The organism is Rhizobium sp. SL86, assembly GCF_026672545.1.
Classification (GTDB): domain Bacteria; phylum Pseudomonadota; class Alphaproteobacteria; order Rhizobiales; family Rhizobiaceae; genus Neorhizobium.
In genome coordinates, this window is record NZ_JAPPRJ010000002.1 from 581,540 (window position 1) to 606,070 (window position 24,531).

The window sequence follows — 24,531 nt, forward strand, 5'->3', positions numbered from 1 at the left end:
CATGGTGCTGAAAAGCACATTCGTCCGTATCAGGCCGCTCGCACGGCACCTTATTGCGCGGCCCCGCCGTGCCGGCTGTCGAGCGGCATGGCCTGATCCCGACTTAACGGCAGATCCTGCTTCGGACACCCGGGCGAACAGCCGAAGATATCGTCGGCGACGAACGCAAGGGGCGTAAGTTCGTTCGGGGACGGCCTAGTCTTTCGCAGACGACGACGAACGAAGTACAGGTTGACATGCTGAGCGATGATACCCTGACCATTCAGCCGATGGTGGCGGAGCACCTCCCGGGCGCCCTGCGCCTGTCTCAGGCGGAAAAGTGGCCCCACAGGATCGAGGACTGGACCCTGATCCTGAACCTGTCGAAAGGTGTCGTGGCCATAGACAACGATGAGGTCGTGGCCACGGCCATGACCACCCCTTTTGGATCGGTTGCGACGCTCAACATGATCATCGTTGCCGAGCGCATGCGCGGTCGCGGCCTTGGCCGCAAGATGATGGAGCGTGTCATGCGCCTGATCGAGCCGAAGGAATGGCGTCTGGTCGCAACGCAGGATGGCCTGCCGCTCTACGAGAAGCTCGGTTTTCGCCAAACCGGCAAGATCCTGCAACATCAGGGTGTGGTGCAGGCTCCCGCCGATGCCGAACAGTTGGCCAGGCCCGGCGCCGATGGCCTCGGCATGGCGACCAGCGAGGATCTTGCGATCCTCGCCGCACTCGATGAACGGGCGACCGGCATGGACCGCACCAGCCTTGTCTGCGAACTGCTGCAGGTTGGCGCCATCTTCGCAATCCGCGCGGCGGGCTGCATCGTCGCCTTTGCCGCCGTACGTCCGTTCGGGCGTGGCGAGGTGGTGGGTCCGGTCGTGGCCGCCGATGCCGGTCAGGCGCACCGGTTGCTCGGCCATATCCTGGCTGAACGCGCGGGAAAGTTCGTGCGCGTCGATACGGAGGCATCGACGGGTCTTGCCCCGTGGCTGAGCGAGCATGGCCTTGCCCATGCCGGTGGCGGCATTGCCATGCGGCTTGGTCCGCCCGTGCCGGACAACGGCCCCCCTTACACATTTGCTCTCGCCGCTCAGGCGCTCGGCTGAACCGACAATTTGGCGGCTGGTGTACCAGACCGCGCGGAAAGGATTTTCCATGTTTGCGAACTCTCTGGTCGAACTCGATCGCGCTCATCTCATCCACCCCGTTGCCAGCTGGCGTGGCCATGAGGCGGCCGGCGTGCGGGTGCTCACCTCGGCCAAAGGCGCCACGGTTACGGATGCCGCCGGGCGTCAATTGCTCGATGGTTTTGCCGGTCTGTGGTGCGTCAATGCCGGCTACGGACAGGACAGTGTGATCGAGGCGGCGACAAAGCAACTGCGCGAACTGCCCTATGCCACAGGCTATTTCGGTCTTGGATCGGAACCGGCCATTCGGCTTGCCTCGCGCCTTGCAGACCATGCGCCGGGGGATCTGAGCCACGTCTATTTCACGCTCGGCGGATCGGATGCCGTGGATACCACGGTTCGTTTCGTCCGTTATTACTGGCATGCCAAGGGTCAGCCGCAGAAGGACCAGTTCATTTCGGTGGAGCAGGGTTATCACGGCTCCACGACGGTCGGCTCCGGCCTGACGGCACTGCCCGCCTTTCATGCGGGTTTTGGCGTTCCTTATGTCTGGCAGCACAAGATCCCGTCGCATTACAGCTACCGCAACCCCGCCGGAAGTGATCCGCAGGCCATCATTGCCGCCTCGCTTGCGGCCTTGAAGGCGAAGGTGGAGGAAGCCGGTGGCGCAGATCGTGTCGCCGCCTTCTATCTGGAGCCGATCCAGGGATCTGGCGGTGTCATCGTGCCACCGCAAGGCTGGGTGAAGGCGATGCGTGATGCCTGCAAGGCCATGGACATCCGCTTTATCGCCGATGAGGTGATCACAGGTTTCGGCCGCACCGGCCCGATCTTTGCCTGCATTGATGAGGACATCGTGCCGGACATGATGACCACCGCCAAGGGGCTCACCTCCGGTTATGTTCCGATGGGCGCAGTCTTCCTGTCGGACCACATGTACCAGGTGATGGCAGATGCCGCGGGTGCGGCCGCCATCGGTCATGGCTTCACCTATTCCGCCCATCCGGTCAGTGCAGCAGTTGGCCTGGCGGTGCTGGATCTCTACGAGAACGAACTCTTCGACAACGGGCGCAAGATGGGCGCGCTGTTGCAGCAGGGCTTGGCCGCGCTCGCCGATCATCCGCTGGTGGGTGAGGTGCGCGGCCGCGGCATGCTGGCTGCGGTGGAACTCGTGACCGACAAGGCCAAGAAGACGCCGCTTCCGGCTGCCGCCAAGGCCTCGACGCGCATCTTCGATCGCGCCTGGGAAAACGGCCTGGTCATCCGCGCCTTTGCCCAGGGCGTGCTCGGTTATGCGCCGCCGCTCTGCTGCACGCAGGACGAAATTGCCCAGATCATCGAACGCACCCGCCTGACGCTGGACCAGACGCTGGCGGACCCGGATGTCCGCGCAGCGATGGCCTGATGGCTGCGCCCTCGCGTGGCCAGATGCGCCAGAATTTTATGCTGCCGCGGAACTGACTGACGATGGTGCTCTGAGCCTATCAACAGCAACGTTTTCTGCCGTCCGGCCGGGCAAAACGACGGGTTGCGCCTGGACCGCCTTAAAATGGCAGATCAGGGGCAATGAAAGCGATGACGTGTAAAGGATGCCGAAAACGGCATTTTATGCTGTAGGCACCCGAAATTCGGAGCATTTGCGGGGGCAAAGACACGCACACTGCGAGCAATGAAAGGGGTGCAACAACAGGATCCGGGGTGCTGGAAACGGGTCGAAAATCCTCCGGCACAGGCAGTTTGCCGACAGATCCTGGAAATGTGCATCGCCTTTGACGGATGCGGCCGACCTGAGACATGGCGGCCTGCCTCGTCCGGCACGAACTGCCGGGCGAAGCGGCAGGTTCGAACGACAGTCAATCAGATAACAAGGGGAACCGACATGAGCAGACAAGACATTACAAACTGGACCGCAACCGATAGCGCGATGGTGGAAGATGCCATCCGCCGTGGCGCAACGCGCCGCGACATGCTTCGCATGTTCCTGGCCGGCGGCGTCGGCATTGCTGCCGGCGGTCTTCTTTTCGACAATGCAAGCTCCGCACTCGCGGCGACGCCGAAGAAGGGCGGTCACTTCAAGGCGGCCGGCTGGTCCTCCTCCACCTCCGACACGCTCGACCCGGCAAAGGCATCGCTGTCGACCGATTACGTGCGCTGCTGCTCGCTCTATAACCGCCTCACCTTCCTCAGCGACGGCGGCAAGCTTAACATGGAACTTGCCGACAGCATCGACAGCTCGGATGCTAAGGTCTGGACGGTGAAGCTGAAGTCCGGCGTCACCTTCCATGACGGCAAGTCGCTGACCTCCTCCGACGTGGTCTTCTCGTTGAAGCGCCATCTCGACAAGGAAACCGGCTCCAAGGTCAATGCCATCGCCAAGCAGATGGAAGAGATCAAGGCCGTCGACCCGCTGACGGTGCAGATCACCCTGGCAGCCCCGAACGCCGACCTTCCGACCATCCTTGCCATGCACCACTTCATGATCGTGCAGGACGGAACGACCGATTTCAGCAAGGGCATCGGCACCGGCGCCTTCAAGCTGGAAAGCTTCGAGCCGGGCGTGCGTTCGCTGATGAAGCGCAACGAGAATTACTTCAAGCCGGGCGGCGCGCATGTCGACAGCTTCGAGTATTTCGCGATTTCCGACGAGATGGCGCGCGTCAACGCCGTTATCTCCGGCGATATCCACCTCGGTGCCTCGGTCAAACCGCAGTCCATGCGCCTGCTCGAAACCGCAACCGGTGTGGATCTGGTGAAGTCGACCTCCGGCAACTACACCAACCTCAACTTCCGCATGGACATGGAGCCGGGCAGCAAGTTCGATCTGATCGAAGGCGTGAAGTACCTGTTCGACCGTGCGCTGATCCAGAAGTCCGTCATGCGCGGCCTGGCGGAAATCGCCAACGATCAGCCCATTCCGCCGATGAACGCCTATCACAACAACGAACTGAAGCCGCGCGCCTTCGATCCGGACAAGGCGAAGTACCACTTCGAAAAGGCGGGTCTGCTGGGCCAGAAGATCCCGGTTGTCGCTTCGGATGCCGCAACCGCCTCCGTCGAAATGGCGACCGTGCTGCAGCAGGCCGGCAGCAAGATCGGCATGGCCTTCGATATCCAGCGCGTTCCGTCGGACGGTTACTGGTCGAACTACTGGCTGAAGTCCCCGGTCCACTTCGGCAACATCAACCCGCGCCCGACGCCGGACATCCTGTTCTCGCTCCTCTACACGTCGAATGCGCCGTGGAACGAAAGCCAGTACAAGTCGGCGAAGTTCGACGCGATGCTGCTGGAAGCCCGCGGTCAGCTCGACGAGGCAAAGCGCAAGACGATTTATGGCGAGATGCAGGGCATGATCGCCAACGAAGCCGGCACCGTCATTCCGGTCTACCTGTCGAACGTCGACGCCAAGCAGTCGAAGCTGAAGGGGCTGGAGCCCAATCCTCTCGGGGGACAGATGGGTTATGCCATGGCAGAATACGTCTGGATCGACGCCTGACGAACTGCCAGCATCGAACCGGAGGCGAAAGCCTCCGGTTGTCTCTCCCACTGTCTGCAGGGGCCTGCTGAATGCCGGGTCAAATTACACTGCTGGTTCTTGGCCGGCTCGGCGTGACTTTGCTCACGCTGCTCATCGTTTCCTTCGTGGTCTTCGGTGCAACCTTGTTGCTGCCGGGCGACGTGGTGGAAATCCTTCTTGGCCAGGCTGCCACGCCGGAAGCCGTTGCGGGCCTTCGCGAGGCCATGAACCTCGATTCACCCGCGATTGTCCGCTACGTGCAGTGGCTCTTCGGCCTGATCCAGGGCGATTTCGGCATGTCCTATGCCAACAACATGCCGGTGGCCGACATGATCGGCGGGCGCCTTGCCAATACACTGCGGCTTGCCGCCGTGACGACGGCGATTGCCGTGCCCCTGGCTCTGTTTCTCGGCATCACGACCGCCATGTTCCGCGGCTCGCTCTACGACCGCATCGTCACGACGTTGATCGTCTCGATCATCTCGGTGCCCGAATTCCTGATTGCGACCCTGGCGGTCCTCGTCTTTGCCGTCTGGCTTCGTTGGCTGCCGGCGCTGTCGCTGGCCAATGACGTCAACAGCTTTGGGCAATTGCTCAAGGTGTTTGCCATGCCGGTGATCACGCTCTCCTGTGTCATCTCCGCCCAGATGATCCGTATGACGCGTGCGGCCGTCATCGAAGCGCTCAAGATGCCTTATGTCGAGATGGCCCTGCTGAAGGGCGCGAGCCGCACCCGCATCGTTTTGCATCACGCACTTCCCAATGCCATCGGGCCGATTGCCAATGCCGTTGCGCTGTCCTTGTCCTACCTTCTCGGTGGGGTGATCATCGTGGAAACGATCTTCAACTATCCGGGCATCGCCAAGCTGATGGTCGACGCCGTGTCGACGCGCGATCTGCCGCTCATTCAGAGCTGCGCCATGATCTTCTGCTTCGGTTTCCTGCTGCTGATCACCATTGCCGACGTGATTGCCATTCTCTCCAACCCAAGGCTGCGCCGATGAACCAGACGCCTCTTCTTTCGCCTCGCTTTGGCCTGCGGATGAATGCCGTCGGCATCCTCTCGGGCCTCATCGTTCTGTTCTGGATCCTGGTTGCCTTCGTGGGGCCTTCCTTTGCGCCGCACGCCCCGGGCGATATCGTTGATTTCGATTTCTTCGGGCCGATCTCTTCCGAGCTCTGGCTCGGCTCCGACTATCTCGGACGCGACATCTTCTCCCGCATCCTGCTCGGCACCCGCTATACGGTCGGCATCTCCTTTGCCGCGGTCTGCATCGCCTGTTTTTCGGGCGTCGTCCTCGGCATGACGGCTGCGGTCATCGGCGGCTGGTTCGACATGGTGCTGAGCCGCGTCCTTGACGCACTGAACTCGATCCCTTCCAAGCTGTTCGGCCTCGTGATGGTCGCGGCGATCGGGTCCTCGATCCCGGTGTTGATCGTGCTCCTGGCGGTCATCTACACGCCCGGCTCCTATCGCTTTGCGCGGGCACTTGCCGTCAACTGCAACACGCTCGACTTCATCTCCGTGGCGCGTGCCCGTGGGGAGAAGACGATCTATCTGATCTCTCAGGAGATCCTGCCGAACATCACCGGCCCGGTTCTGGCGGATTTCGGCCTGCGCTTTGTGTTTATCGTTCTGCTCCTGTCCGGCCTGTCGTTCCTGGGGCTTGGGGTGCAGCCGCCGAATGCCGATTGGGGTTCGCTGGTGAAGGAAAACATTGGTGGTCTTGCCTTTGCCGCTCCCGCCGTCATTGCGCCCTGCGTCGCCATCGCCAGCCTCACCATCAGCGTCAATTTGCTGATCGACAACCTGCCAGTCAAAATCCGGGACCGTGCCTGATGACGAAACCACTCGCCGAAATTCAGGACCTGTATGTCGAGGCCCGGACGGATTCCGGTCGCAAGGTCGAGATCATCAAGGGGGTCAGCTTCACCATTCAAGAAGGCGAGATTGTTGCCCTCATCGGCGAAAGCGGCTCCGGCAAGACGACGATCGCCCTGACGCTGATGGGCTACACGCGGTCCGGCTGCTCCATCGCCAAGGGCAAGGTACTGCTCGGTGGCGAGGATCTGGTTGCCATGAGCGAACGCGACCGCCAGAAATTGCGCGGAACGGATGTGGCCTACGTGCCCCAGAGTGCCGCCGCCGCCTTCAATCCGTCCTACCGTCTGATCGATCAAGTCGTCGAGGTGGTCGGCATTCACAAGCTGATGTCGAAGAATGAGGCGCGGCTGAAGGCGATCGAGCTGTTCCGCGCGCTGGCGTTGCCCGATCCCGAACATATCGGTGATCGTTACCCGCACCAGGTCTCCGGCGGTCAGCTGCAACGCCTTGCCGCCGCCATGGCGCTGATCGGCGATCCGCAGCTCGTGATTTTCGACGAGCCGACGACTGCGCTCGACGTGACCACCCAGATCGAAGTGCTGCGCGCCTTTAAGTCCGTCATGCGCAAGCGGAAAATGGCCGGCGTCTATGTCTCGCATGACCTTGCCGTCGTCGCGCAGATCGCCGACCGGATCATCGTGCTGAAGGGTGGTGAAATCCAGGAGGAGGGCAGCACGCAGCGGATCCTCGATAGCGCCCAGCATCCGTATACGCAGGAACTGCTCGCCGCCTTTCAGCCTGCGCCCTTCGTGCCGCCACAACTTGTCGAAACCGAGGTGTCGATCAGGCGGCCGGTCCTTGAAGTCACGGGTATCTATGCCGGTTACGGCCCGCTTCAGGCGGATGGTCTGCCGCTCAAGACCGTGCTGCGCAACGTCAGCTGCAAGCTGGAACGCGGCCGCAATCTTGGTGTCATCGGTGAGAGCGGATCAGGCAAGTCGACGCTTGCCAGGGTGATCGGCGGTCTCCTGCCGGCAGTGCGCGGACACGTACAGCTCAACGGACGCGAACTCGATCCAAGGGTCAGCGGACGGAGCAAGGAAGAGCTGCGGCGTATGCAGATCGTCTTCCAGCTGGCGGATACCGCGCTTAACCCGGCACGGTCGGTTGCCGATATCCTCGGCCGGCCGCTCGCCTTCTATCACGGCCAGAAGGGCGCCGAGCAGGAGGCCCGCGTCAACGAACTGCTTGATATGGTGCGCCTGCCGCGCGCACTTCGCCACCGCATGCCGAACGAGCTATCCGGCGGTCAGAAGCAGCGCGTCAATTTTGCCCGGGCTCTGGCGGCCAAGCCTGACATCATTCTGTGCGACGAGATCACCTCGGCGCTCGATACTGTGGTGGCGGCTGCGATCATCGATCTGTTGAAGGATCTCCAGCAGGAGCTTGGCCTCTCCTACGTCTTCATCAGCCATGACCTTGCGACGGTCCAGTCGATCTGTGACGAGGTGATGGTGGTTCAGCATGGCGAGACGGTCGAGCTGCTCACCAATGATCAACTGCCGGATGGCGCGCGCCATCCCTATTCCAAACTGCTCTTTTCGTCTGTTCCGAAGCTCGATACGGGCTGGCTGGACAGTCTGCCCGCACATCCCGGCAATCCGGATCGTTGAAGAAACCCGGCGCCAGATCGGGGCGCCGGTGCCTTACATCGGGAAAATGCTTTTCAGCGGCAGGTGCGATTTGACGAAGGCTGATTTCATCACGACGAAACTGAAATATTTGTCGATGCCGATGTCCAGGTCGATCATGCGTTCCATGATCGTCTGGTAATCGCTGATATTGCCGGTGACGAATTTCAGAAGGTAATCGTAGCCGCCGGAAATCAGATGGCACTCGATGATCTCTTCCACCTTTTCAGCCGCCTGTTGAAAACGGTCGAAATCCATCTTGCGATGGTTTTTCAGCGTGATTTCGGTAAACACCGTCAGCGTCGGGCCGAGCTTTGCCAGATCGATCTGCGCCGCATATCCGGTGATGTAACCGGCCTGCTGCAGTTTCTTGACGCGCATCAGGCAGGGGCTGGGGGATAGATGCACGAGTTCCGCCAGCTCGACATTGGTGATGCGGCCATTTTTCTGCAACTCGTGCAGGATGCGGATGTCGATACGGTCTAGCTTCATGATGCCCCTCGTCGTCTTCCAAAACGTAGCATGAAATGCCGGATAAGCAATCGCACAAAGCTTATGAATTTGAACAGCTGCGCTGCCGAAGTGGCCGATCAAAACGCTCAATCAACGCAAATTTCGGCATAAAATTCTGCGCTGGATCCCGGCTGCGGTAGCGATCGCCGTCGGGCCGGAATTATGGTCAGCATCAAAGGAGCCTTCCCATGCGCGTACCCCTCATGACGATCGACACCGCCAGTCACCTGCCCATCGAGGCGGACGTGGTGGTAATCGGCGCCGGCATTGTCGGGACCTGCGCCGCCTATTATCTCGCTCGCCGGGGCGTGAAGGTCGTTCTGGTGGAAAAGGGGCGTCCAGGTGGCGAGCAGTCGAGCCGGAACTGGGGATGGTGCCGCCAGCAGAACCGCGACGCCCGCGAACTGCCCATGGCGACCCGAAGCCTCGCGCTCTGGGATGCGCTTGCGGCGGAAATCGGCCCCGGCCTCGGCTTTCGCCGCAGCGGCTTGCTTTATCTCTCCAATGACGAAGCGGAGCTGGAAGGCTGGGCCCGGTGGCGCGATTTCGCCCGCACGCAGAACGTCGTGACGCATATGTTGACCGCGGAAGAAGCGGCGCAACATGGTGCCGCCACAGGAAAGCGCTGGAAAGGCGGCGTGTTCTCGCCCACCGACGGCATTGCCGATCCGTCGAGCGCCGCCCCTCTGATTGCCGCGGCCATCGAAACCCATGGTGGCCGGGTGGTGCAGAACTGCGCGGTGCGCGGGCTGGAGCTTTCCGGCGGCCGTGTCAGCGGCGTCGTCACGGAGCGCGGTCTCATCCGGACGAAGATCGCCGTCATGGCAGGCGGTGCCTGGGCCTCGAGCTTCTGCCGCCAGCTCGGCATTCGTTTTCCGCAAGCGACCGTACGCGCCTCCATCCTGTCGGTTTCGCAGGCTGAGGGGTTGCCGGATGCGTTGCACACCGCCCGCGTCTCCCTGACGGCCCGCCCTGGCGGTCACACGCTGGCGATCTCCGGCCGGGCGCGTGTTGATCCGACGGCGCAGATGCTGCGTTTTGGCAGCACCTTTATTCCGATGTTCCTGAAACGCCACAAGTCACTCGCCATCGGCGGGCTGGAGGGCGTGCGCAGCGGCCATGAGACGCTCAGCCGCTGGCGGCTCGACCGCGAAACGCCGATGGAGCGTATGCGTGTGCTCGACCCCAAACCGGACCAATCGCAGATCCGCGAGACATTGTCCCGCGCCCGAGAGCTGATCCCGGCCCTGGCGACAAGCCAGGTGACCGCCGCCTGGGCGGGATATATCGACAGCACGCCGGATGGTGTGCCGGCAATTGGCGAAACGCAGATCCCCGGTTTCGTGCTGGCCGCAGGTTTCAGCGGCCATGGCTTTGGCATCGGGACGGGCGCCGGCGAGATGATTGCCGACCTGGTCACGGGCAGTGAGCCGGCACTGGATGCAAAACCCTACCACCCCTCGCGTTTCGCGGAGAGTTCCTGGGGCAAGGTCGCAGACTTCTGAGACGGAGGTTCTACCCTTGTTTGCGCCGTGACGGGGCCGCGAGGTCGCGGCGCAGGATCGTTTATCCGAGCGCCTGATTGACGAGACCGAAGGTGGTGTAGCGGTCGCTTTCCGGCACGTCGCCGAGCGTCATGGTTGTGACCGTGTCATAGAGCTTCAGGCCGGTCGCTTCGAGGAAGCTGCGCAGCGGGCCATCTTCGGCGCGCGTGTCCATGCGCAGGAAGCTGTCCTTGTATTTCTGAACGTGGGGGCGGATGAGGGCGATCGCATCCTCCTCCGTCTCGGCCACCACGGGGCCAAGCACCCGGCCGCGGCCGAATTCGCGGCAAAGCGCAAAGCCGGCGAGCTTTCCATCCCGACGGATGACGGTTCCTTCAGACAGGGGAAACAGGCGTTCGAAGATCGGCGCCCGGTTGGCGCCATAGGCGGCTGCGTCGAGTGTCACGATGGCTGCGGCATCGTCCGGCGACATCGGCTCCGCCAGATCCGGCGTGTCCGGCACATGGGTTGCGATGCCATGATGCTGGAAGACGGTGGCGCGCGGCGTGAAGCCCAGCGACAGATAGAGCCGGTAGGCCGCCTTGGTAGCGTTCAGCACCTTGCCACGCCCGACCGTATCGGCCAGCACATGCTGCATCAGCCAGCGGCCGGCGCCATGATCCTGCAGGCGCGGGGAAGTGATGACCATGCCGATGGAGGCGAGTTTCGGGCCCATGGGAAACCACATGCCGGAACCGAGCACCCGGCCGATCTCGTCGCGCGCGACATAACCGTGCCCAAGACAGATGGCGAGTTCCCAGTCCTTGGGCCGGTGCGGCCAGTTGACTCCGATCGACAGCTCAAGCAGCCGCGGAACATCTTCCAGCAGCATGTCCGTCCGGGTGAGCTCATAGCTGTCGAGTGTTTTGGTAAGATGGGCCTGCACTGTCGCATCCTGACTTGTTTGAATGTGATTTTAGCGCTGCGGCATAGAATATCATGCTGCTATGCGACGGATTTCGGCACATTCCCCCGAAATGCCCAATCAACCCTGGTCGGGAGTGTCCGACGACCGACGGTTGAGGTGTGGGATAAGAGCCTCTGCAGATTCATCGTGCCTCGCAAAAGCCGGGCGAAGCGTGTCATAGAGGGTCTTTGATCCTATCGAGCCGAGTCCATGCCGCAGACGACATCTCCCATCGAAGCCCTGTTTGCTGATATGGGCGCCCAAAGCCCTCGCTCCGTCCTGAAACGGATTTATGGTTATTCCGCCTTTCGTGGCCGGCAGGAGGAGGTTGTCGAGCAAGTGATGCGTGGCGGCGATGCCGTGGTGCTGTTTCCGACAGGGGCCGGCAAGTCGCTGTGTTTTCAGATCCCGGCACTCTGCCGCGACGGCATTGGCATCGTGGTGTCGCCGCTGATCGCTTTGATGCGCGATCAGGTGGAGGCGCTGAAGCAGCTTGGCGTGCGAGCCGCCGCGCTCAACTCGTCGCTGTCGCGCGAGGAGTTTCTCGATGTCCGCCGCGCAGTGCAACAGGCAGAGCTGGATCTGCTCTACGTGACGCCGGAGCGGATCGTCACGCCGGCGTTCCGCGACCTGATCGGTGGCGCCAAGGTCGCATTGTTTGCCATCGACGAGGCGCATTGTGTGTCCCAATGGGGCCATGATTTCCGACCCGAATATCGCGAGCTCGGGCGACTTGCCGAAGACTATCCCGGCGTGCCGCGCATGGCGCTGACGGCGACAGCCGATCCGCACACCCGCGAAGACATCATCGATAAGTTGAAGCTGCAATCGGCCGCGGTCTTCACCACCTCGTTCGACCGTCCCAATATCGGCTACGAGATCGTCGAGAGAGACCAGCCGCGCCAGCAGTTGTTGCGGTTTGTCAGCCGCCACAAGGGATCGAGCGGAATCGTTTATTGCCTGTCGCGTGCGAAGGTCGAGGACACGGCGGAGTGGCTGAACAGCCAAGGTATCCGGGCGCTCGCCTATCATGCCGGCATGGACAGGGAGATCCGCGACCGGAATCAGGATGCCTTCCTGAAGGAAGACGAACTCTGCCTCGTCGCGACCGTTGCCTTCGGCATGGGCATCGACAAACCCAATGTGCGGTATGTCGCGCATCTCGACCTGCCGGGCTCGGTGGAAGCCTATTACCAGGAGACGGGCCGCGCCGGGCGCGACGGCCTGCCATCCGAGGTGTGGATGGCCTATGGCATGGCCGATGTCATCCAGCGCGGCCGGATGATCGACGAGGGCGGCGCCACGCCCGAGATCAAGCGGATCGAGCGGGCGAAACTCAACGCGCTCCTGGCGATCTGTGAAACTGCGGGCTGCAGGCGTCAGGCGATCCTCAAACATTTTGGCGAGCAGCACGGCGGCGCTTGCGGTAATTGCGATACCTGCCTGAAACCCGTCGAGACCTGGGATGGCACCGAAGCGGCGATCAAGGCGCTGGCGGCGATCTATCGCACCGGCGAGCGGTTCGGCACCGGCCATCTGATCGATGTGCTGCTCGGCAATGAAAACGAGAAGACCGAGCGGGCCGGCCATGTCAGCATGCCGGTGTTCGGGGCTGGCAAGGAGCTTCCCGCCAAGACATGGCAGTCCGTCTACCGCCAGATGCTGGCGGGAGGTTTGGTCTATGTCGATCACGCGGCGTTCGGTGCTCTGAAGCTCGAGCCGGAGGCGAGGGCGGTTTTTAAGCGGGAGCGGGAGGTGCGTTTCCGCAAGGACCGGCCGACGACGGGAAAAGCTTCGCGTCGCACCTCGCCCAGTTCTGCCAACGCGAAGGCAGGGTTGGAGGGCGCCGATCTCGAACTTTTCCAGGCGCTGCGGGCCGTTCGCACGGAGATTGCCAAGGATCTCGGCGTGCCGCCCTATGTCGTCTTTGCGGACACGACGCTCGTGGCATTGGCCACGGAGAGACCGTCCGACACAGACGAGATGCTCGATATTCCGGGGATCGGCCCATCCAAGCTGGAGCGGTTCGGCGAGGCGTTCCTGGAGGTTATCCTGTCTCACTCTCGGTGAGCCGGTCCACGGCAGGGGATGAAACCAGCCGTATCTCTGCTGCTTGCGGCCGACAATCTGCGGGTCGCCAAGGCGATCGTCTTGACGCGCGACTACGGGCTGGCGCGCCAGATGACGGAGGTGCAGGTCGAGATGCGCCGCATGGAGAAGGAAACGGCGAAAGGGCAGCTCAGGTGCCTTCAACAGGGGCTGCTGGAAAACCTGCAGACGAACTCACTGCCCCTCGATCCGCTGCGCGATCCGAACACCAACGCTCACCTGAGCGCGGATGCCCATCCCATTCCAGACGAAAGTGGCCTTCTGTCGGAAAGCAGACTTCGCTTTTCCGCATAAGCGTGCGCACCCGGCCATGCCAGGCGTGATCGGGTGCGTCCGGAAAAGGTCAGAGGGAGGCGGTGATGCCTCCGTCGACATAGAGGATATGCCCGTTGACGAAGCTTGCCGCGTCGGAGGCAAGGAAGATGCAGGCGCCCTGCAGCTCTTCCACCTTGCCCCAGCGACCGGCGGGTGTGCGTTTCTCCAGCCACGCGTTGAACGCCGGATCGGCCATCAGCGCCGCATTCAACGGCGTCTCGAAATAGCCGGGAGCGATGGCATTGCAGTTCAGGCCGTGTTTCGCCCAGTCGGTCGCCATGCCTTTCGTCAGATTGCCGACGGCGCCCTTGGTCGCGGTATAGGGCGCAATGGAGGGGCGGGCGAGCGCCGTCTGAACGCTCGCGATGTTGATGATCTTGCCGCGCCCGCGCTGGATCATGTGACGCGCGACCGCCTGGCCGACATGGAAGACGCTGGCGATATTGGTCTGCAGCAGGCGCTCGAAGGCATCGGCGGGAAACTCTTCCAAGGGGCCGCGATGCTGCATGCCGGCATTGTTGACGAGAATGTCGATCGCCTTGCCGGACGCCTCGAAGCCATCGATGGCGGCACGCACGGCATCGTGTTCGGTCGCGTCGAAGGCGAGGATTTCGGCGCCGGGGATCTCTGCAGCTGCGGCCTTCAGCTTCGCCTCGTCGCGCCCATTCAGGACCACGGATGCACCGGCCCCTGCCAGTCCCTTGGCAAGCGAAAGACCGATCCCCTGCGACGAGCCAGTGATGAGCGCCCGGCGTCCGGCCAGGTTGAAGTGCGTGTTTGCCATGGTTTCCTCCCGTGGGCAGTCCTGCCGCATCATGTGCAACCACGGATACGGATATGGATCCGGACCGATGTCAAGCATCCGTCCTGGAGATGACACAATGGTCTACCGCCGAGCACGAGGCTGACACCGTGCGTACCGGCCGTCCTGCTTCAGGACACAAACGCGGCCTTTACAATGATTTGTTCAGATATCTCGTTGATAAGTAGGCAACGACCCGACGATGTGCACGGTAGATGGGTAGATGGCAAACATGTTCCAGATTGCGCCGGGCGCGCCCCAGGCGCGGGAGAACCTCGACGGCAATGGCCTCGTGGAACTGAGCGACCTCAAGGAGATCCTGCTCCATCGTCGCCGTCTGGTCGTGGGCACTGCCGCGGTGCTGACGTTGCTCGCCCTGATCTACAGCCTTCTGACGGCACCGCTTTATTCCGCAACCGCAGAGATCCTCATCGACCCGCGCGATCTGCAGGTGGTGACGAACGACCTCTATCCCAATTCGGTGGCCGCAGATGGCGGCATCACCCAGGTCGAAAGCCAGGTGAGCGTTGTCCAATCGACAGGTGTCCTGACGCGTGCCGTCCAGGCGACCGATCTGACCAAGGATCCGGAGTTCAACCGACAGGGGCTTCTCAGCCGTCTTCTGGGTGGCGGATCGGCCAGCAGCGAGGAGACCGCGCTCGTCCGCACGATCGACGCCGTGCGCAAACGCCTCTCCGTCAAGCGGGCAGACAAGGTTCTGGTCATCAGTGTGACGATGACATCGACCAGCCCGACGAAAGCAGCCCGTCTCGCCAATGCCGTTGCCCAGGCCTATCTCGACGACCAGGCGATGGCGCGCTCGCAGACCGCCGAAAACACGTCCGGTGCCCTGACGGCGCGCCTGGAAGAACTTCGTGGGCAGGTACAATCGGCAGCGAACGCGGTGGAGGAATACAGGCGCCAGAACAACCTCACCATGGCCTCCGGCCGGTTGGTCAGCGAACAGGAGATGACGGATCTCAACAACCAGCTGACGACCGCCCGCGGCAGAACGGCCGCCCTGAAATCCCAGGTGGACCAGATCCGCGCCCAGAGGCTGACGGGCCTGCAGAGCGGTGCGACGTCGGAGGCGATCCAATCGGCGGTCATCACGCAATTGCGCAACCAGGAGGCCGTCCTTGAAGAACGGGCGACGAGCCTTCGTGCGCAGCTTGGCCCCTCCCATCCGCAGATGATCACCATCCAGTCGCAGCTCGCCAATATCCAGCAGCTGATCACCCGCGAACTCGACCGGATCGCAGCCTCGGTGAACACGGAATATCAGCGGGCGCTCGCCAATGAGCAGGACCTGGCGACGAAGGTGGCAAGTCTTGAAGGCGAACTGAATTCCAAGTCGCAGGCATCCGTGCGCCTCAGCGAGTTGCAGCGCGATCTCGATTCCGTCCGCACCGTCTACGAAGCCTTCCTCACCCGCGCGCAGGAAACGCGCGAACAGGTGACGATCAACAATGCCAATGCCCGCATCATCACCGAAGCCCTGACACCGCAGAAAAAGAGCTGGCCACCTGTGCCGATGCTGCTGGCCGGCGCCGTGTTCGGTGGATTGGGGTTAGGTGCCGGTCTTGCCCTTATCGCCGAATTGCTGGCGCCGACACTTTTGTCGCCGTCGCAGGCGCAATCGGCCCTGAAAGCGCCGGTCGTCGGCGTCATTCCGGGCGACAGGGCCAAGAAATCCTGGCTTGACCGCTTGCCTTTTGCTCGCCGTGCGAAGGTTGCCGAGGACGACGAGGACGAGCCGATGATCAGCCCGCGTCTCGACGGCGCGATCGGTCTTGCGCTCCGCCGCATCCTCGAAGCCGGTCATTCGACCGCTGGCAAGGCGTCCGCCGCCAGCCTGATCGTCACCTCCTGCGAAAAGGATACGAGCGAGAGGTTGCGGATCGTGAGCCTGCTTGGGGTCCATGCGACGAGCCGTGGCGAACGTGTGCTGGTGATCGACGCCAACATGGATCAGAAGGCTGGCGGCGATCGCGGATTGCTCGATGTGCTTGCCGGTGAATGTTCGTTTACCGATGCCATGCATTTTCAGTTCGGCCAGAACATTGCCTATATGCGGCGTGGACGCAGCCGCAAGGTCCTGCGGGAGGCCCAGGGGCGCGAACACGCAGTCGCCATGCTGGCGCAAGCGCACCGCATGTTCGATCTCGTTGTCATCGACGGCGGTATCCTGTCGGAGAATCTGCGCACGGCGCCGCTCGTGGCATCCGTCGATCACGTCATTCTGGTCGCCGAAAAGAACCAGACCTCGCTCCGGGATGTCGCCGACATTCGCCAGGCTGCGGAACTGATGGGGCAGCGCCTCTCCGGCATCCTGCTTGTCGATCGTTCCATGAGGGCCTGAACCCAGTCATGGCCGTCGATGTCGCCCCATCACTGTCTCTAGCCCACGCTGGCCGCGCCGACCGATGGAGCCTCGATGTCTTGAGCCGTTTGGCCGTAGTACCGGTTGTTCTGGCCCTTTTTGCGCTGTCCGGTGGTATCCTGTGGGTCCTTGGTTACAATTATGATGGCCTGACCGGCAGTTCCGTCACCAAGATCCACCCGGCGACCTATCTCACCTTGCTCGTCTTCGCCTGGCGGACCGTGGCGACCGGCAATCCGCTCAGTTATCTCGGCCACCTGGCCGCGCAGCGCCCGGCGACCCTGCTGCTGCTCGCGATCACGATCCTGGTGTTTGCGTCTGTCGTCCTGCGCGGACGCCCGAACATGGCGGGCCTGATCGACACCTATATTGCCGCCTGCTGTCTCGTGCTGATCCTGTCGGATGCCGACGACCGGCTGATCGCGCGCCTGCGCCTGCTGCTGCATGTGATCATGACGGTCAACGCGCTGCTCGGCCTCTACGAATTCGCGACCAAGAATCTGCTGTTTCCCTTCCGCTTCGATGGCCAGGCTTTCGAAACCGATCTTCGCCCGTCTGCCCTGCAAGGCCACCCGCTGATCAATGCCGCCGTCACTTCGACCTATCTGCTGTCACTTATGAGTGGTGCGAAAGATCTGCCGCAAGCCCGTCGTTTCGCGCTCATCGGCCTGCAGCTGGCCGCTCTTGTCGCCTTCGGTGGCCGAACGGCCTTCGTGCTGACGCTGCTCTTCGGCGGGCTTTACGGACTACGGGCGACTTATCTTTCCCTGAGAAAGGGGAGGGTGAGCCTGCTGGCAGCCGCCATCGCCATCCTGTTTGCCGGCCTCGCGCCTGTAGCGTTGACCGTGCTGATCTCCCAGGGGTTTTTCGATGCGCTGGCAAGCCGGTTCATTTCCGATGGCGGCAGTGCCAATGCGCGTATCGTGATGTTCGAACTCTTCGATCATTTCTCGCTGAGCCAGATCATCATCGGACCGGACATCGAGGTGCTGGACAGCTGGCGGCGCATCTACGGCCTTGAATGGGGCATTGAAAATCCGATCATCCGCATGACCCTCTATCAGGGTGCCTTCGTCACTCTGCTTTTGGCGATCGGCTTTGGGCTCTTCATGCACGAGATAGCCAAGGTGTCGCTCCCCGGCGTCTGGCTTCCGATGATCGTTTGGATTCTGGTGATCAATACCGCCGAGAGCATCGCGTCGAAAACAACCATGCTGACGAAGTTTTGTGTGATGATCCTGTGCCTCTATCATCCGTCGACTATCCGGCGGCGATGACGGTCACGGCACCCTGACGCCCAGCGCTTCGAGGATTGGCGCATCGAAACGGCGGCTGACGTCGTCGGTGACGATGCCCATGCCATCGAACAGGTTCCAGAAGGCCCAGGGAAACCCGAAGGTTTCCGCGCTCTTGCGCACGTCCTCGACATATCGTGCGCGGTCCTTTGCGCCGGAGGCGACATAACGATCGTCGCTGCGCAGGGCTCCGAACTCGCCCATCAGGATGCGCGCGGGCGCGATGCCGTAGTGTTTGCCCCAGTCGGCAACCCGCTGCAGGTAGGAATCGACGAAGGGACGGGCAGGAGCCGCATCGAAATAGACCTTCAGGACCTTCTCCGTCTCGGCATAGGCGGCGGCTTTCACCTGTTGCGGCCGGTCGTCGGAACGCAGGCGGTTGCGCACGGCGGCAAGCGTCTCTTCGAGCGTGCCCGCATCCCCCGGCCACGGCACATCGTTGAGAGCCCGATAGACCGGTTCGCCCATCCACGGGGCGCCCTGGTGGGAAAACAGATAGGGCTCGTAGAAATGGAAGGTGTAGAGGATCGGCGCCAGCACTTCAAATGGCCGCGGGTCGAGTGCGGTCAGACCGGAGACCATGCTGCCGCAGCTGCCGGTGGCAACCAGCATCAGGTTTGGCGCCCGTGTCCGCGCCGTTGTCAGCAGAGCCCGCTGAACGGCGACCCATTCCGGCGCACCGCAGGCCTGTGGCGGTTCGTTGACCGGTTCAAGTGCCACCCGGTTCGACGGGAATTCGCCCAGCATTTCTGCCAGGTCGCCAATCAGTTTCCGATAGGCCGGGAATTCGGCGGCCGATATGCTGACGGTGAGGACGCGGGAGTTCCAATAATGCGTCGCCTCATTGGTCTGGACGTTGAGGACGAGCGTCAGTCCGACCGAGAGAATGTCCGAGACGGCGTTTGTCAGCGCGGAGATCAACTGTCTGCGCCGCTCTCCGGTAAAGGAGAGGAAAGGGCCTGGATCGATCGGAAGGCGGACGAAGTCGAACCCGGCCGCCGCCAGCCGTTGCAGATCCTGTTTCGTCGGGACCGGCCGTTGCGTCTGGAAAGGCGGCCAGTCGTAATCGCGGCGCGGCGCCGGAAATTCGTGGGTCAGCGAAAACCACGGCCAGAGATTGACACCGCGCTGGATATGCCACGCGATGGGCTGGGCTGGCGCAATCCGTGTGGCAGTGCTCAACGCAAGCGTCGCCGAGGTGCCGAGAAGCAGATCGCGCCGCCGCATGTCCTCACTCTCCCGCAAGTGCTTTCGGAAGAGACTTCAGTGCCGCCCGGTCAAATCCGCCCAAGGCAAGAAGTTCGTCTTCATAGGTGCCAAGAACCTTGTCCCAGGTGAAGTCCGTCTCGGCGCGAAGCCGGGCCGCAGCTTCACCGCGCCGGACGACGACATCGTCCTGCAGCAAGCGTTCGAAGCCCGCCTCGCAGCTTGTCTCGTCGGAAAAGAACACGGCGGCCTCGCCTGCGGTCCAGCGATTGTATTTGTTGTCGTGGGCGATCACGCAATTGCCGGCCGCCAGGGATTCGACCAGCGAGGGGTTGGTGCCGCCGACCGTGTGCCCGTGCACATAGGCACGGGCGTGGAAACGAAGGGCCTGAACGGCCTTTTCATCGTAGATCGCACCCGGGAAGATGACTTCGTCGCTGGCCGAGGCCAGGATTTCCTGATGATAGGCATTGCCGTCAACGAACGTGCCGAGAACGACAAGTTTGGCATCGCGCTTCTTGCGCGAAAACGCCTTCACGAGCGTGAGGATGCTGTTGTCGGGCTCGATGCGCGCGATCGAGATGAAATAGCGGCCGGGCTGAAGGCCGAGTGCCTCGACCGGGGCGGTTGGTGCCGAGCGCACAGGAACCCCGCCGTAAGGGATCATCACCGTCGATGTGCGCGGACGCCGTGTTGCCAGATGATCGGCGATGGCCGGATGATCGGCCACCAGCCGGTCGGAGGACCAGGCGGCGATCCACTCGTTCAGCCAGAACCATGCCTTGATCGGCAGGCTCCACTTCGCCCGCTTCCACTCGATGCCGTCCATGTTGGTCATGATCTTTCGCCCCTTGGCCTTGAGATAGGGCAGGAAGATCGCACCGTTATAGCCAAGCACCAGGCTGACCGAGGGACGCGTGGCGGCGTGCTTCACACATTTCCAGTCGAATTCCAGTGTCGCGCGCGGACCGGTGGATGCGACCTGTACGTGAATGAGTTCCACACCCTGCCACGTGGTGGACCGGATCTCTTCCGTCACTGTTTCCACTTCCTCCTGGCAATAGACCCCGACATGCCAGCCGTGTTTGGCAAGAAACAGCGCCAGCTTTTCCGCGAAGGTTTCAAATCCGCCGTGGGATGCCGGAATGCCTCTTGTGCCGAGAATGAGGAGCGATGGGCGGGCCTGGTTCATAGCTGATTCAACTTTCTCACATACACGTTCACAATTGGCACATTAGCCGTAGCTGGTTGAGAAACCTGCAAGGAACGGGCCAGGCATGGAAATTGCGAGACTGATTGCAGCCATGCTTGCTGTTGTCTTAAAGTGAGAACTGAAATGCGTATCGCGTGTATCCACCAGGGTTGGGAGCTCTACGGTTCAGACCGAAGCTTTGCCGAAAGCGTTGCCGCCCTGCGGGAGGCCTATCCGGAGGCCGAGATCGAGGTCGTGCTGCCGCGGCCCGGCCCGATTGTGGATATTCTTCAGCCCCATGCGACCCGAATCCTGTTCGAGCCCTTGTGGATTCTGCGGCGCAAGGCGCTCTTGCGGCTGGCAACGGTCGACGTGCCACGGCTGCCGAATTCGGTTCTGCGGGCGCTGCGCCGCATTCAGTCTTTCGACCTCGTCTATGTGAATACGTCCGTCATCGTGGACTACGCGCTCGCTGCGCGATTTTCCCGGGACAGGACAATTCTGCACATTCATGAGATTCCGGAAGGGCTTGCCCTGACGGTACTCCGCCGGCTGATCGGCTGGAGCCGCAGTGAATTGATCTTTAATTCGAAGGCGACGCGCGATGCGTTCGGCGATCCGAAGGCTGTTTTGACGCATGTCGTCTACAATGGTGTCGAAGGGCCGGCCGTACCGCTGGCGGTGACCTATGACGGCACACGCCCGTTGCGCGTCTTGCTCCTCGGCCGCATCAATCGGATCAAGGGCCAGGACGTGCTGCTGGATGCGATCGCGGCCATGCCGCCTTCCGCGCGTGAGAAGCTCGAGGTTCGCATCGTCGGCAGCGCCTTTGACAGCGACGAACCCGAACGGGAACTCCGGGAACGTATCGAGCGGCTGGGTCTTCAGGATCTCGTTACGCTCTTGCCTTTCATTCCCGATCCCTCGCAACATTATGCCTGGGCCGATGTGGTCACGGTTCCCTCGAAGCGGCCGGAATCGCTCGGCCGGGTGGCGATCGAGGCCATGGCCTGGGGCAGGCCAGTCATCGCTTCCGCGATCGGCGGCCTGATGGAGGTCGTGGAAACCGGCAGGACCGGCTGGACGCTTCCGCCCGGGGATCCTCACGCGCTGAAGGCTACCCTGCTTGAACTGCTGGATGATCCCGCAAAGCTCGTCCCCTTCGCCGCGGCGGGGCGCCTGCGATACGAAAACCTCTTCAGCCGGGATGCCGTGTCAGCCACGATCGGCCGGATTGCCGGTCAGAAATTTGAGCGGCGCGGGATTGCGGGTGCCTTCGGGCTGCAGGAAGAGCGGGGAGCGGCCGAATGAACGCGGGCACATTCTTCCTCATCCGGCGGCTGATCCTGATGGTCAGCGGCGAAGCGCTACAGAGCGGCTTCCATTTCGCGCTGAACCTTTATCTGCTGCACATCCTTTCTGCCGCCGACTACGGCATCTTCGCCATCAGCATGGTGATGGGCGGGGTGGCGATTGCCTATACCCGGTCGTTGACCGCGGTCCCCGCCAGCGTCTGGATCTCGCGAAGCCGCACACGCCGTGAAGCGGATGCCTATGACATCACCTTCGGCTCGGGCGCTCTGCTGCTCAGCACTGCGCTTGCGCTTGCCGCCATGACGCTTCTCTGGCTCTGGCAGTCTCATGGACCCATCGTCGGCGGGTTGTTCATCGGACTCTGGGCGTTGCGCAGCCACATGCGCACCGCCTCCTTTGCGCGTCACCGGCAGTGGATCGTCAGCTGCAGCGATCTGACCTTCACCTTCATCGGCTGTGCGGTCACGGCCTTTATCGTCTATCAGGGACAGGATGTCCTGGTCGGCATCTTCGAGGGCCTGGCGGTCGCGAACGGTCTCGGTATTCTGCTGCTACTCCTTCTGCCGCGCACGCGCATCCGCATCAGTTTTCGCCGGGAAGTGCGCCGTCGATACGTGCGCCTGTGGCCGCAACTGCGCTGGACGGTCTTTTATGTCACCACCGCCCTGCTGCAGGGACAGACGATCGCGATCCTCGTGACCAGTGCGGCGGGTCCCGCCGCCTATGCGCCGATCGCGGCGGTCATGACGCTCTTTGCGCCGCTGCGCATCATTGCGACGGCCTTCGACAATATGATGCAGCCGGAAATGTCGGCCGCGATGGGGCGTCATGACTATGCGCGGGTCTGGAAACAGGCACTGTTGTGGTCCGGACTCCTCGGGATCGGATGCCTGGTCTACGGCGGACTGGTGTTCGTGATCGCGCCCTACATCAAGTCCGACACCTTCGCCAATGCGTCCATCCATGTCATCGGGGCCTCTGCCATGGTGATCTCCACCCTTTTGATCATGTATTCGATGCCCCGCATCATCATGGAGACGGCGAGCGCGTTTTCGACGCTGGCCTTGATCAGCGGGTTGGCGGCGATCGTCGGCTTTGTTTCGATCGCGATTCTGCTCGCAGTCTCCACGCCGGCCTGGGCATTGGCCGGAGCGGCCTTGTCGGAAATAGCTTTCTTTATTCTGTGTTGGACTGCGGTTTATCGTCGTCTCACGGCCGGCGACGGCCTTCCTGAGGCCGGTTCGGTCAAATAGCATTGGCGTGACGTGGGGGCACGTCACGCCAATGCTCGTTCATCGGGGGAAAGAGCATGCGCATGAGAGTGGAATGTAACGCCAAGCTGGCGCGTCGCTGGCACCTGGCGCTCGTCCGTCGTCTGAAGGATGTGCCGGACCTTGCCGTCAGCATCAAGCTCATCGAAGGTCTGCCAGGTTCGCCGCCCGGCCTGGACGCCCTGTTTCAGCTCGAGGCGACGATCCACGGCCTTGCCGGTTATGGTCAGGCGGAACGGGTTGCCGCTGCCGACCTTTTCGCCCTTGCGGATGCTTCCGACGCACCGGTGGATTTGGTCATCGATCTCTGCGGCAATCCGATGCCGGGCACCGAACGGCGTTGGCACCTGACCTATGACGGGATTGCCGGCGAAGATGGGCTCATTGCGGCTGTCCTGTCGGGGGCCACTCCCACGGTCCGCCTGATCGAGGGTGAGAAGATCATTGCGGAAGGCCGTCTCGGCACCGAATATGGCGGCGTGGCGCTCGCAAGCTTCGACGAGATGCTGGCGCGGACCGTGACCCTGATCGCGGCAGCGGTGGCCGGCAGCTGCCGGACCAGATTGCCCAACGTGAGGCAGGAGGCGGCGGGGCCGCCGGCTGCCATTCCTTCGATCAGCCGCCTGGGGCAGTCTGCAGCCAGGAAAGTTGCCCGGCGCATCGTGCAGCAGATCTATCGGCTCTGCTACAACTCGCCACACTGGCGCGTCGGCTGGCGCAAGCTGGATGGTCCGGATCTTTTCGACCTCGGCGCTCACCCGAAGACCGGCTGGACGGACCTTCCCGATGATGGGCGCCGCTTTTATGCCGATCCCTTCCCCTTCGTCCACCAGGGCAAGCTCACCCTGTTCGTCGAGGATTTCATCCACAGGCTCGGCAAGGGCATTATCTCCGCGGTAGATTTTATCGATGGCCGGCCGGCCGGAACGCCGGTGCCCGTGCTGGAACACAATTGCCACCTGTCCTATCCCTTCATCTTCGAGGAGGAGGGGCAGATCTGGATGGTACCGGAAACCTCCGCCAATGGAACCATCGAGCTGTTTCGGGCAACCGCCTATCCGGGAGGATGGGTGAAGGAGACGGATCTGGTCTCCGGGCTGACCTGCAGCGACGCGACGCTGATCCGCCATGATGGTGCCTGGTGGATGTTCGCGACCGTTCGGGATGGCGGCGGCGCTTTCTCGGATGCGCTGCATCTCTGGTCGGCGCCGGATTTCCGCGGCCCCTGGACCGCCCATAAGGGGAATCCCGTGATGATCGATATCGCCACGGCACGGCCGGCCGGTCGGATGGTTGTCCGCAACGGCCACCTCCTGCGGCCCGTACAGGATTGCCGCCGCGGTTACGGAGCAGCCCTCGCTATCGCCCGTGTAACGAAGCTTGATCACGACGGTTTCGAGCAGGAGATCGAGGCGATGATCGGGCCTGGTCCAGGCTGGCCTGGGCGGCGTCTGCATTCGTTGAACAGTGCCGGAGGCTTTGAATTCATCGATGGATCCGCGACGGCGCCCAAGTGGAAGGCGCTTTCCCATTGA

Annotated in this window: 19 protein-coding genes; 14 read left to right on the forward strand and 5 right to left on the reverse strand. The window is 62.4% G+C overall.

The features are described 5' to 3' along the window. Positions 1-236 precede the first annotated feature (236 nt). The 6 genes from OU993_RS14940 to OU993_RS14965 all read left to right on the forward strand — a co-directional run bounded on the left by OU993_RS14940 (position 237) and on the right by OU993_RS14965 (position 8,127). Positions 237-1,094, forward strand: coding sequence for a GNAT family N-acetyltransferase (locus tag OU993_RS14940; protein WP_268158652.1), 858 nt, complete (start codon positions 237-239; stop codon positions 1,092-1,094). A gap of 49 nt (positions 1,095-1,143) precedes the next feature. Beyond that, positions 1,144-2,520, forward strand: a complete 1,377-nt coding sequence (locus tag OU993_RS14945; RefSeq protein ID WP_268158654.1) for an aminotransferase class III-fold pyridoxal phosphate-dependent enzyme — start codon at positions 1,144-1,146, stop codon at positions 2,518-2,520. 474 nt (positions 2,521-2,994) lie between these two features. Next, entirely contained in the window at positions 2,995-4,608 is a 1,614-nt protein-coding gene (locus OU993_RS14950; RefSeq protein WP_268158656.1) for an ABC transporter substrate-binding protein, read from the forward strand. A gap of 71 nt (positions 4,609-4,679) precedes the next feature. Beyond that, a complete protein-coding gene (locus OU993_RS14955) occupies positions 4,680-5,633 on the forward strand; it encodes an ABC transporter permease (protein ID WP_268158658.1) in 954 nt (317 codons plus the stop codon). Then, entirely contained in the window at positions 5,630-6,469 is an 840-nt protein-coding gene (locus tag OU993_RS14960; protein ID WP_268158660.1) for an ABC transporter permease, read from the forward strand. Before OU993_RS14955 ends, OU993_RS14960 begins: the two co-directional genes overlap by 4 nt. Continuing rightward, positions 6,469-8,127: an ABC transporter ATP-binding protein gene (locus OU993_RS14965; RefSeq protein ID WP_268158662.1), complete on the forward strand. Its 1,659-nt coding sequence runs from the start codon at positions 6,469-6,471 to the stop codon at positions 8,125-8,127. The genes OU993_RS14960 and OU993_RS14965 overlap by 1 nt, the downstream gene beginning before the upstream one ends. 33 nt (positions 8,128-8,160) lie before the next feature. On the opposite strand, the gene OU993_RS14970 is transcribed toward OU993_RS14965, so the two are convergent. After that, complete coding sequence (locus OU993_RS14970; protein ID WP_268158664.1) at positions 8,161-8,637, reverse strand: Lrp/AsnC family transcriptional regulator; 477 nt, start codon at positions 8,635-8,637, stop codon at positions 8,161-8,163. Between the two features lie 209 nt (positions 8,638-8,846). Here OU993_RS14970 and OU993_RS14975 point away from each other — a divergent pair, with 209 nt between their 5' ends. Further along, positions 8,847-10,163 carry an NAD(P)/FAD-dependent oxidoreductase gene (locus OU993_RS14975; protein ID WP_268158666.1) on the forward strand — a complete coding sequence of 439 codons (1,317 nt, stop codon included), beginning with the start codon at positions 8,847-8,849 and terminating at the stop codon, positions 10,161-10,163. Between the two features lie 61 nt (positions 10,164-10,224). Here the strand turns inward: OU993_RS14975 and OU993_RS14980 are convergent, their stop codons facing one another. Then, complete coding sequence (locus tag OU993_RS14980) at positions 10,225-11,088, reverse strand: GNAT family N-acetyltransferase (protein WP_268158668.1); 864 nt, start codon at positions 11,086-11,088, stop codon at positions 10,225-10,227. A 273-nt stretch (positions 11,089-11,361) separates the two neighbouring features. On the opposite strand from OU993_RS14980, the gene recQ reads away from it, so the two are divergent. Continuing rightward, positions 11,362-13,179 carry a DNA helicase RecQ gene (gene recQ / locus OU993_RS14985; RefSeq protein ID WP_442792987.1) on the forward strand — a complete coding sequence of 606 codons (1,818 nt, stop codon included), beginning with the start codon at positions 11,362-11,364 and terminating at the stop codon, positions 13,177-13,179. 18 nt (positions 13,180-13,197) lie between these two features. Continuing rightward, positions 13,198-13,512, forward strand: coding sequence for a hypothetical protein (locus OU993_RS14990; RefSeq protein WP_268158671.1), 315 nt, complete (start codon positions 13,198-13,200; stop codon positions 13,510-13,512). Positions 13,513-13,561: 49 nt separating this feature from the next. Here the strand turns inward: OU993_RS14990 and OU993_RS14995 are convergent, their stop codons facing one another. Next, positions 13,562-14,317, reverse strand: coding sequence for an SDR family oxidoreductase (locus tag OU993_RS14995; protein WP_268158672.1), 756 nt, complete (start codon positions 14,315-14,317; stop codon positions 13,562-13,564). A gap of 241 nt (positions 14,318-14,558) precedes the next feature. Between OU993_RS14995 and OU993_RS15000 the strand changes: the two genes are divergently transcribed. Both OU993_RS15000 and OU993_RS15005 read left to right on the forward strand, forming a co-directional pair. Further along, entirely contained in the window at positions 14,559-16,697 is a 2,139-nt protein-coding gene (locus OU993_RS15000) for a GumC family protein (RefSeq protein ID WP_268158673.1), read from the forward strand. An 80-nt stretch (positions 16,698-16,777) separates the two neighbouring features. Continuing rightward, on the forward strand, positions 16,778-17,995 hold the full coding sequence (locus OU993_RS15005) for a VpsF family polysaccharide biosynthesis protein (protein WP_268158675.1): 1,218 nt from the start codon (positions 16,778-16,780) through the stop codon (positions 17,993-17,995). Between the two features lie 3 nt (positions 17,996-17,998). Here the strand turns inward: OU993_RS15005 and OU993_RS15010 are convergent, their stop codons facing one another. Continuing rightward, on the reverse strand, positions 17,999-19,240 hold the full coding sequence (locus OU993_RS15010) for a glycoside hydrolase family 5 protein (RefSeq protein WP_268158677.1): 1,242 nt from the start codon (positions 19,238-19,240) through the stop codon (positions 17,999-18,001). A 4-nt stretch (positions 19,241-19,244) separates the two neighbouring features. Further along, entirely contained in the window at positions 19,245-20,411 is a 1,167-nt protein-coding gene (locus OU993_RS15015) for a DUF1972 domain-containing protein (protein WP_268158679.1), read from the reverse strand. 144 nt (positions 20,412-20,555) lie between these two features. On the opposite strand from OU993_RS15015, the gene OU993_RS15020 reads away from it, so the two are divergent. From OU993_RS15020 to OU993_RS15030, 3 genes are read left to right on the forward strand one after another with little or no spacing between them, the layout of a single operon-like run. Beyond that, positions 20,556-21,722 (forward strand): glycosyltransferase family 4 protein, encoded by a 1,167-nt coding sequence (locus tag OU993_RS15020; protein ID WP_268158680.1) that lies wholly within the window; start codon positions 20,556-20,558, stop codon positions 21,720-21,722. Continuing rightward, a complete protein-coding gene (locus OU993_RS15025) occupies positions 21,719-22,978 on the forward strand; it encodes a hypothetical protein (RefSeq protein ID WP_268158682.1) in 1,260 nt (419 codons plus the stop codon). The genes OU993_RS15020 and OU993_RS15025 overlap by 4 nt, the downstream gene beginning before the upstream one ends. A gap of 56 nt (positions 22,979-23,034) precedes the next feature. After that, the gene (locus OU993_RS15030; RefSeq protein ID WP_268158684.1) at positions 23,035-24,531 is read left to right on the forward strand and encodes a glucosamine inositolphosphorylceramide transferase family protein; all 1,497 of its coding nucleotides are present in this window, start codon (positions 23,035-23,037) and stop codon (positions 24,529-24,531) included.

Coding starts and splice junctions, on each gene's coding strand:
- OU993_RS14940 (WP_268158652.1), top strand. CDS start 237: ATGCTGAGCGATGATACCCTGACCATTCAGCCGATGGTGGCGGAGCAC.
- OU993_RS14945 (WP_268158654.1), top strand. CDS start 1,144: ATGTTTGCGAACTCTCTGGTCGAACTCGATCGCGCTCATCTCATCCAC.
- OU993_RS14950 (WP_268158656.1), top strand. CDS start 2,995: ATGAGCAGACAAGACATTACAAACTGGACCGCAACCGATAGCGCGATG.
- OU993_RS14955 (WP_268158658.1), top strand. CDS start 4,680: ATGCCGGGTCAAATTACACTGCTGGTTCTTGGCCGGCTCGGCGTGACT.
- OU993_RS14960 (WP_268158660.1), top strand. CDS start 5,630: ATGAACCAGACGCCTCTTCTTTCGCCTCGCTTTGGCCTGCGGATGAAT.
- OU993_RS14965 (WP_268158662.1), top strand. CDS start 6,469: ATGACGAAACCACTCGCCGAAATTCAGGACCTGTATGTCGAGGCCCGG.
- OU993_RS14970 (WP_268158664.1), bottom strand. CDS start 8,637: ATGAAGCTAGACCGTATCGACATCCGCATCCTGCACGAGTTGCAGAAA.
- OU993_RS14975 (WP_268158666.1), top strand. CDS start 8,847: ATGCGCGTACCCCTCATGACGATCGACACCGCCAGTCACCTGCCCATC.
- recQ (WP_442792987.1), top strand. CDS start 11,362: ATGGGCGCCCAAAGCCCTCGCTCCGTCCTGAAACGGATTTATGGTTAT.
- OU993_RS14990 (WP_268158671.1), top strand. CDS start 13,198: ATGAAACCAGCCGTATCTCTGCTGCTTGCGGCCGACAATCTGCGGGTC.
- OU993_RS14995 (WP_268158672.1), bottom strand. CDS start 14,317: ATGGCAAACACGCACTTCAACCTGGCCGGACGCCGGGCGCTCATCACT.
- OU993_RS15000 (WP_268158673.1), top strand. CDS start 14,559: ATGGCAAACATGTTCCAGATTGCGCCGGGCGCGCCCCAGGCGCGGGAG.
- OU993_RS15010 (WP_268158677.1), bottom strand. CDS start 19,240: ATGCGGCGGCGCGATCTGCTTCTCGGCACCTCGGCGACGCTTGCGTTG.
- OU993_RS15015 (WP_268158679.1), bottom strand. CDS start 20,411: ATGAACCAGGCCCGCCCATCGCTCCTCATTCTCGGCACAAGAGGCATT.
- OU993_RS15020 (WP_268158680.1), top strand. CDS start 20,556: ATGCGTATCGCGTGTATCCACCAGGGTTGGGAGCTCTACGGTTCAGAC.
- OU993_RS15025 (WP_268158682.1), top strand. CDS start 21,719: ATGAACGCGGGCACATTCTTCCTCATCCGGCGGCTGATCCTGATGGTC.
- OU993_RS15030 (WP_268158684.1), top strand. CDS start 23,035: ATGCGCATGAGAGTGGAATGTAACGCCAAGCTGGCGCGTCGCTGGCAC.